The following is a 6,345-nucleotide window of genomic DNA, read 5'->3' as shown; positions in this document are numbered from 1 at the left end:
TCAAAGCTGGCGTTCAGACAGTACCGCCGGTGGACATTCCGGCGGTACTGTGACTGGCGCTCATGTAACCGGCGATATGGGTCATTTCCGACCGGCGTTTTGGGTCAAAAAAGTTCCGGCGTTGACAAAAATCTATATTATCGATTGAAATAAATGTATTTGCTTCTGCTTTTCCTTTTACGTCCTGAATTTTTGTACTACAGGAAATAAAAGAAAAGCTACATATTATGATTGTGCATATTATTGCTATGAGCCTATTAATTTTCAAGTTAACCACTTCCTCTACATATGAAAGCTGTTGCAAAGCTGTAACTCTGCAACAGTTTCCATTAACATCAGTATAAAATTGATAATAGTCACTAAAGATTCTATTATTGAGCGGAAAAAAGCCTGATTAGCATTATTACAGGATTGAATTTTGAGTGGTCATTACCCAAATGATGATTATCCTTCTATTGACTTTTAAAAGTGATAATTTCATCATTATTAATCGATTCTATAATGACATTGGCGTTAACGTGGTATCCTTTCTCAAAATATCCAATAACTGTTTTCTCGTGCTTATTACCCTCTTTATCAAAATAATAAATCCACATGGAATTTTCAATAAATTTTTCATTTGGGGTAATTCCCACTCGATACTTAGATTCTTTTTGTATTGTCGGAATTTCTAGGTCTTTTTCATTATGGTGATAAGCTATTTTTAGGTTGCTTATGTCGCAATTTGTATGATTATAAATTGTAATAGATATTTGTGGCTGATGAAAGTAATATATGATGAAAAATAAGCCCATTAAAATCAATGAGAGTATTGCGATCCCGACTACCTTTTTACTACGCTGCATAAAATTCACCTGTAATATCAATCGTTAATTTTCTATTTCCATGAATCGTCGATTCCCTTTGGGTCATGTAGTACGAGATCAAACAGCTTTTTTGCGGATTCGGAATCATCGAACTGGTAAAGGTAATGCCCGTTTTCAAAATATGGCCACCGTTCGAAAAAATATTTTTCTCCGGTTGACATCACGATTTTAACCCAATTGGGCTTGGTCCCATAAATAAAAATACATTTTGGCTTATATTTTGCTTCCTTGGTTCCATTGCTCAAGAATTTCCGAATCGGTCGTTTTCGTGCCGGTTATCCCCATGTTTGATACGGTAACGGAAACAATTGTACCGGTAGTGATGCCGTGATAATCTTTCATCTGTTCAACGCTTTTATATGGGGCGACTACCGGATACAAAAAAGGAAAGGCAATTAAAACGGCAAGCACTAACACAACTATTCGGATAATACTTTTTTTCGGTGTGGTTTTTGCCTTAATTTTCATGTAATTGTCCTCCAAAAACAATGAGAAAAAAGTTGAAATAGCCATCTGTAAAGCACTTAATGCAAGGATTATATCGCATAGACATAATCCTTGCATTTTCTGGATGAATAAAACTCCTAAGTACAGAAGTACAGACGCTTTATTTACTCATCCCCGAAATCGTGCTGTATTCATGGCTATTGCACATTCTGTCATGGCGCTTAAAAAAACACGTTAGACCCTGCTGCGTTGCGCCCTTGCCTGTCGGCCGTTTTAGTTTGTTGAAAAATTCAGTAAAGCATATAATATGCAAATCGAACGTTTTAGTATGATATTACTAATTTGGATATAGCGAATTCAGATAATAATTTTTTATCCAATTATAGCATGTTGTGAAATCTTAGCCTAAAGCTTGGTTCTACACTAATTTAGCGCTAACGCTCTCTTGATTGGATAAAAAGTTAAAATCAAATCATACTTCCTGTTTTGAACATGATTCCAATCCATTTCTTTAAAATGAGCAGGAATCATTGTATACGGCAATTTTAGTCTCACAGTTTCTCCTGACTTTAATTTTGGATGTAAAGAAGTTCCCGCTGGATTTATTGCAACGAACGCATTCATTACGATTCCATTAACCCAGTAATTAGATTGTAACCAGGCATCAGAGATATCAATTTCAGCATTTTGTTTATTATTGTTGGTAATTTGTATGTCAACAACAATTGCTTTTATTTCTTCGTTTTCTATATAAATATTTTCATATAATTCCTTATTGTTTTTCTTTAGATCGTTTTCATTAAAAAATTCTGTACTTAAAACTTTCAAGCTAAACCCATCATAAGAGACTGTTTGATCTTTAGCATAAGAAATAAGTTGTGCAGGGGGGTATTTGTGATTGATATTATTGAATTGGATTCTATATAAACAAGCAATCATCAGTGCTACGCAAAGAAAAAGAAATTTCCTTTTTATTTTCATATAGCATCTACCTTATAGAAATTTTTAATTTCGCCTGATTCAATTTCATAAATTTGGTCGGATAAAAATTCTAGTTCATCCTTATCGTGGCAAGAAATTAAAATTAGTTTTCCATCATTTTTTAAACTTATTAAAAGCTCTTTTACTATTTGAACACTTTCTTCATCCAATGCATTGATTGGTTCATCAAGTATAATAATGTCTGGTTTTTCCATAATTGCAGCAGCGATTCCTAGCTTTTGCTTCATTCCTAGAGAATATTTTTTGAATTTCTTTTTGTCATAAGGATCTAATCTTAAAGATAACATAGTATCAGCAATATCTTGCGCTGAAATAATATTTTTAATTTCAGCTAAAAGCTTTAAATTTTTAAATCCTGAATATGCATCAATAAATCCAGGTGATTCTATCAATGCACCAATACTTTTAGGAAATGAAATTTGCGTACCCAAGATATCTCCGTTGATATTAATTTCACCACTAGTTGGTAGAATCAATCCGCAAATGGCACGCATAAGCATTGTTTTCCCGGAGCCATTTTTCCCTTTAAGTCCATATATATGTCCTGACTCCAGAGAAAGGTTAATATCATGTAAAATCTGTTTGTGCTCAATAAGTTTTGTATAGTTTTTAATTTTAATATACATATCGAGACTCCCTTCTATCATTTTTTTGAAGCCATAACATCATAGTGTTGTATTTTTTTAGCTCCAATAGCGATGGATAATGCAATGCATATAATGCTAATAATAATGCCTGTATTTGCCGAAACTCCATCTGAAATGAAAAGATTATTTCGGTTAAGCATTAAATAATTACCGAGCAAAAGTGGATGACATTTGTAAGCTGAAGCGACCAATAAAATAATTATTGCAATATATCCAAAAATTAAACTATCTGTTATAAATGAAATAATTAACTGGATGAAAGCAATAGCCATTGACACAATAAAAGGAAGTAGAATCCCTACATAAAAAATATCTTGTGTCCGAGCATTGCTAGTATTAATTTTTGTTACGGCTGCATTCACTTCGTGATTCATTTCAAAAAAGGTGTGACCTGTACCTAGTGTAAACAAAAGCAAGATGAAGTAACCAATTACATAAAAAATAAAAATACCAATAGCTAGCCACAGGCACTTACTTAACCACCAATAAATCCGCTTTTGTGAACGTAATAAAACTTGTTGTCCATAAGAGTGTATATCCGATAATGGATAGCAATTAAACATATAAAAGAAATATAAAAATAATAAAATCCATATACCTGGAATAGAAAACGTCTTGTAAGAGCTAGGAATATATATCGGAACACCTTTGAATATTTCTATGATATAGTCAAGAAAACCAACTTTTATATTTAAAAAATGAACAGATATTGCTTGATTAAAAAATAGTGCTGATATAATAAAAATGCAAGCTGTTACAAAATATTTTTTCCAAGATAACATAACTCCAACTAAAAAATCGTATTTTAAAAGATAAAAAAATGAATATTTATTTCTTTTCATCTATAAATTCCTTTCGACTACTCATAATATAACCGAGTAAATAAACACTCAAAAGAAATAGGATAATAGGTAATAAATTTATATAGTTATAATCTCCAAGCCAAGAAGTATATTGAAGAGACATGGTTTCTCCATATAGAAAAGACCAGTTCGGAAAGAAGACAGAAAAGCAATTAAAAGTTAGTACAACCAACCAAGCGATAATGCTTTTATTGGACATCCATACGATCAATTCAAATACTATCCCTGTACATAATGCTCTTAAGATATTTATTAAAAAAAATCGAATTAAGACCTGATGAAATTGCGTACTATAATTTATGCGCAGAATTACGCTGTAATAATAGCTGGTCTTAGAAATCCAATTGATACAACTAACTGAATAGAAACTCCCTATGAAACAAGTGAAAAGCGATAGTAGTAAAATAAAAAGGATAGAAACTAGCAGTATTTTTATACACATCTTATTCCATAAATTGTGCTTATTTGAATTTCGTAAAACAAAATTTGTATCAAGCTCATATTTCATCAAATTTTGAATAAAGAAAAGCTGCAAAGGAATGTAACATAGTGCAAATATAAAATTGTTTGAGGAGGCAATGAGACAATCTGCCAAAGATATACAACTGTTATTTTTAAGGACAAGATTAGAAAGGTTTCCAATATCCAATAAAATTAATAAGATATCTAAGCTTACTATGATCATAAGAAGATTTATGTTTAAATTGAGTTTTCTAAAAAAATCCTTAATCCAAAGCATCGCGCTTTATTCCTTTCCAAACGACTCCTAAGAAAGTACCGAGCAATAAAATCATAAATTCCAATAAAACAATCTTGAAATTCGCATATGGAAATGATGGGGTTAAAAAGTACTCAGGAATCCAAGCCAACATTTGCGAGTTTGTACTAATATAAGTCATAATTGAAAAGAAAGCTATATATAATAAAAATGGAAAAATCACAACAATAAAGCGGTGCTCTACAAAATCACTGATTAACAGTGAAATAGTTGAAAATGCCCCGCTAAAAAGGAAGGCCATAATAATGAATAGTAAAGTATAAAATATTGGTTCTGAATAATAGAGGGTATTCCACATACTTGTTTCACCAATACTTGAATAATATGGATCTGGAGCCATTGATGGCAAAAGAAGATTCGTTACCAAAAAGTTTATAAGTAATGGGATTGAGAATGCAAGACCGCCGCTTATAAAGGCAGCAATATAACGAGAAATGAAATAATCTTTTCTTGTTACTCTGATTAGGAAATTTTTTAAATACCCTGTCTTTTTGTCTATAAAGTATGAATCTGCATAAGGTAACACTGCAATAATTGGAAGCAAAAGATAATATAAAAATTGTTCCATTCCCACTGGATTTGCTCCTAACCATACTTGAAAGACATTGGCCGGTGGCAAATTTTGACTAAAATTTGATGCCGCAAGTCTATTGTTTCTAAGAAAAGCAGGGAAAACTTGTTGAACAAAATTAGAAATTGCAATGAGTGACCCTAAAAGACAGGCAAATAAAAATTGACAATTAAAAATAGAACGATATAAATCAATTTTAAGCAAATTTTTCACTTTTTTTCTATGTCCTCCTGCCGAATTTGAATAAATTTAGCTTCATCACTATTTAAATATTTTTTAGTCTTAGGATCATAAACCATGGATGCAGACTCATTTGTTATGCTAAACACCATTGTATATGAGCTATCTAGGTATTTATCTTCTGCAATATAAACTAATTCAAACGCTACATGTTCCTTTGGCTTAAAAACAAACTGCATTGCATCTTTTTTTTTCGAGTTTTCAATATTATGATTCATAGCAACTGGTTCTGTGCTATACATTTCAGTTCCTGCGGTTCCATTTTTATCCCTAAAATCTAAACTATTTGTATTTAAGTATAATTCTTGTTCTTGATTAAACATGTTTGTTATATCAATCTGTAATAAAATGTAAGAAAATTTGTTCGTAATATTTCCTTCGCTGTCGGCAGTTACTTCATTCCATATTTCAGTAACCGGAAAATTTATAATATTTCTGGATTTTGACTCAGTCACTTTATTAATTCTATATTTAAAGCTATGTACGGCACCATCAGTTTCTACTTCATCGCCGACATGATAGAGTGTATTATCTTCATGAGTTTTCTCAGAACCAACAGAGACACTTGATGATGTTTTATCTAAACTCTTATTCCACATATTATCTTTGCTACCCGAAGGTAAAAGATTGAGTTTGATCGTTAAGGGAACTACAATAAGAATTACTAAAACTATGATAATAGCAAGCATAATAGCCTTAATTGACTTATTCATAAAAATCTCCACTTCAAAGAGCAATTTCAAAGAGCAATATGGCCTGTTAAAAACAGGCCATATTTGAATTTAAACAGGCATAAAAATATATTTAGGGAACCTCTGATTTAATCCGCCCCTCTACCGAAGAGAGGAGAACTCTGGTAAAATAGAACTATCAATTCACAGGCGGTGCAGAGAAATGAAAAAGCAACAAACTTTTACGGATATCGAATATA

At 31.7% G+C, this 6,345-nt stretch carries 7 protein-coding genes; all 7 read right to left on the bottom strand.

Going from position 1 to position 6,345, the window contains the following annotated elements; all coding sequences use genetic code 11:
* Positions 1-452: 452 nt before the first annotated feature.
* The gene (locus CAFE_RS16460) at positions 453-845 is read right to left on the bottom strand and encodes a glycyl radical enzyme family protein (RefSeq protein WP_156991227.1); all 393 of its coding nucleotides are present in this window, start codon (positions 843-845) and stop codon (positions 453-455) included.
* 234 nt (positions 846-1,079) lie between these two features.
* The gene (locus CAFE_RS16455) at positions 1,080-1,334 is read right to left on the bottom strand and encodes a hypothetical protein (RefSeq protein WP_066647507.1); all 255 of its coding nucleotides are present in this window, start codon (positions 1,332-1,334) and stop codon (positions 1,080-1,082) included.
* Positions 1,335-1,736: 402 nt separating this feature from the next.
* Positions 1,737-2,294 (bottom strand): hypothetical protein, encoded by a 558-nt coding sequence (locus tag CAFE_RS16450; RefSeq protein WP_066647509.1) that lies wholly within the window; start codon positions 2,292-2,294, stop codon positions 1,737-1,739.
* Positions 2,291-2,941, bottom strand: a complete 651-nt coding sequence (locus CAFE_RS16445) for an ATP-binding cassette domain-containing protein (protein WP_066647512.1) — start codon at positions 2,939-2,941, stop codon at positions 2,291-2,293. The genes CAFE_RS16450 and CAFE_RS16445 overlap by 4 nt, the downstream gene beginning before the upstream one ends.
* A 17-nt stretch (positions 2,942-2,958) precedes the next feature.
* A complete protein-coding gene (locus tag CAFE_RS16440) occupies positions 2,959-3,804 on the bottom strand; it encodes a hypothetical protein (protein WP_066647515.1) in 846 nt (281 codons plus the stop codon).
* 746 nt (positions 3,805-4,550) lie between these two features.
* The gene (locus CAFE_RS16435; RefSeq protein ID WP_066647519.1) at positions 4,551-5,387 is read right to left on the bottom strand and encodes a hypothetical protein; all 837 of its coding nucleotides are present in this window, start codon (positions 5,385-5,387) and stop codon (positions 4,551-4,553) included.
* Positions 5,384-6,127, bottom strand: a complete 744-nt coding sequence (locus tag CAFE_RS16430; RefSeq protein WP_066647522.1) for a hypothetical protein — start codon at positions 6,125-6,127, stop codon at positions 5,384-5,386. Before CAFE_RS16430 ends, CAFE_RS16435 begins: the two co-directional genes overlap by 4 nt.
* Positions 6,128-6,345: the final 218 nt, after the last annotated feature.

The sequence above is a fragment of the Caproicibacter fermentans genome (genome assembly GCF_009746625.1).
GTDB classification, from domain to species: Bacteria; Bacillota; Clostridia; order Oscillospirales; family Acutalibacteraceae; genus Caproicibacter; species Caproicibacter fermentans.
The sequence above is the reverse complement of the archived record's forward strand: the minus strand, read 5'-3'. Positions and strand labels throughout refer to the sequence as shown.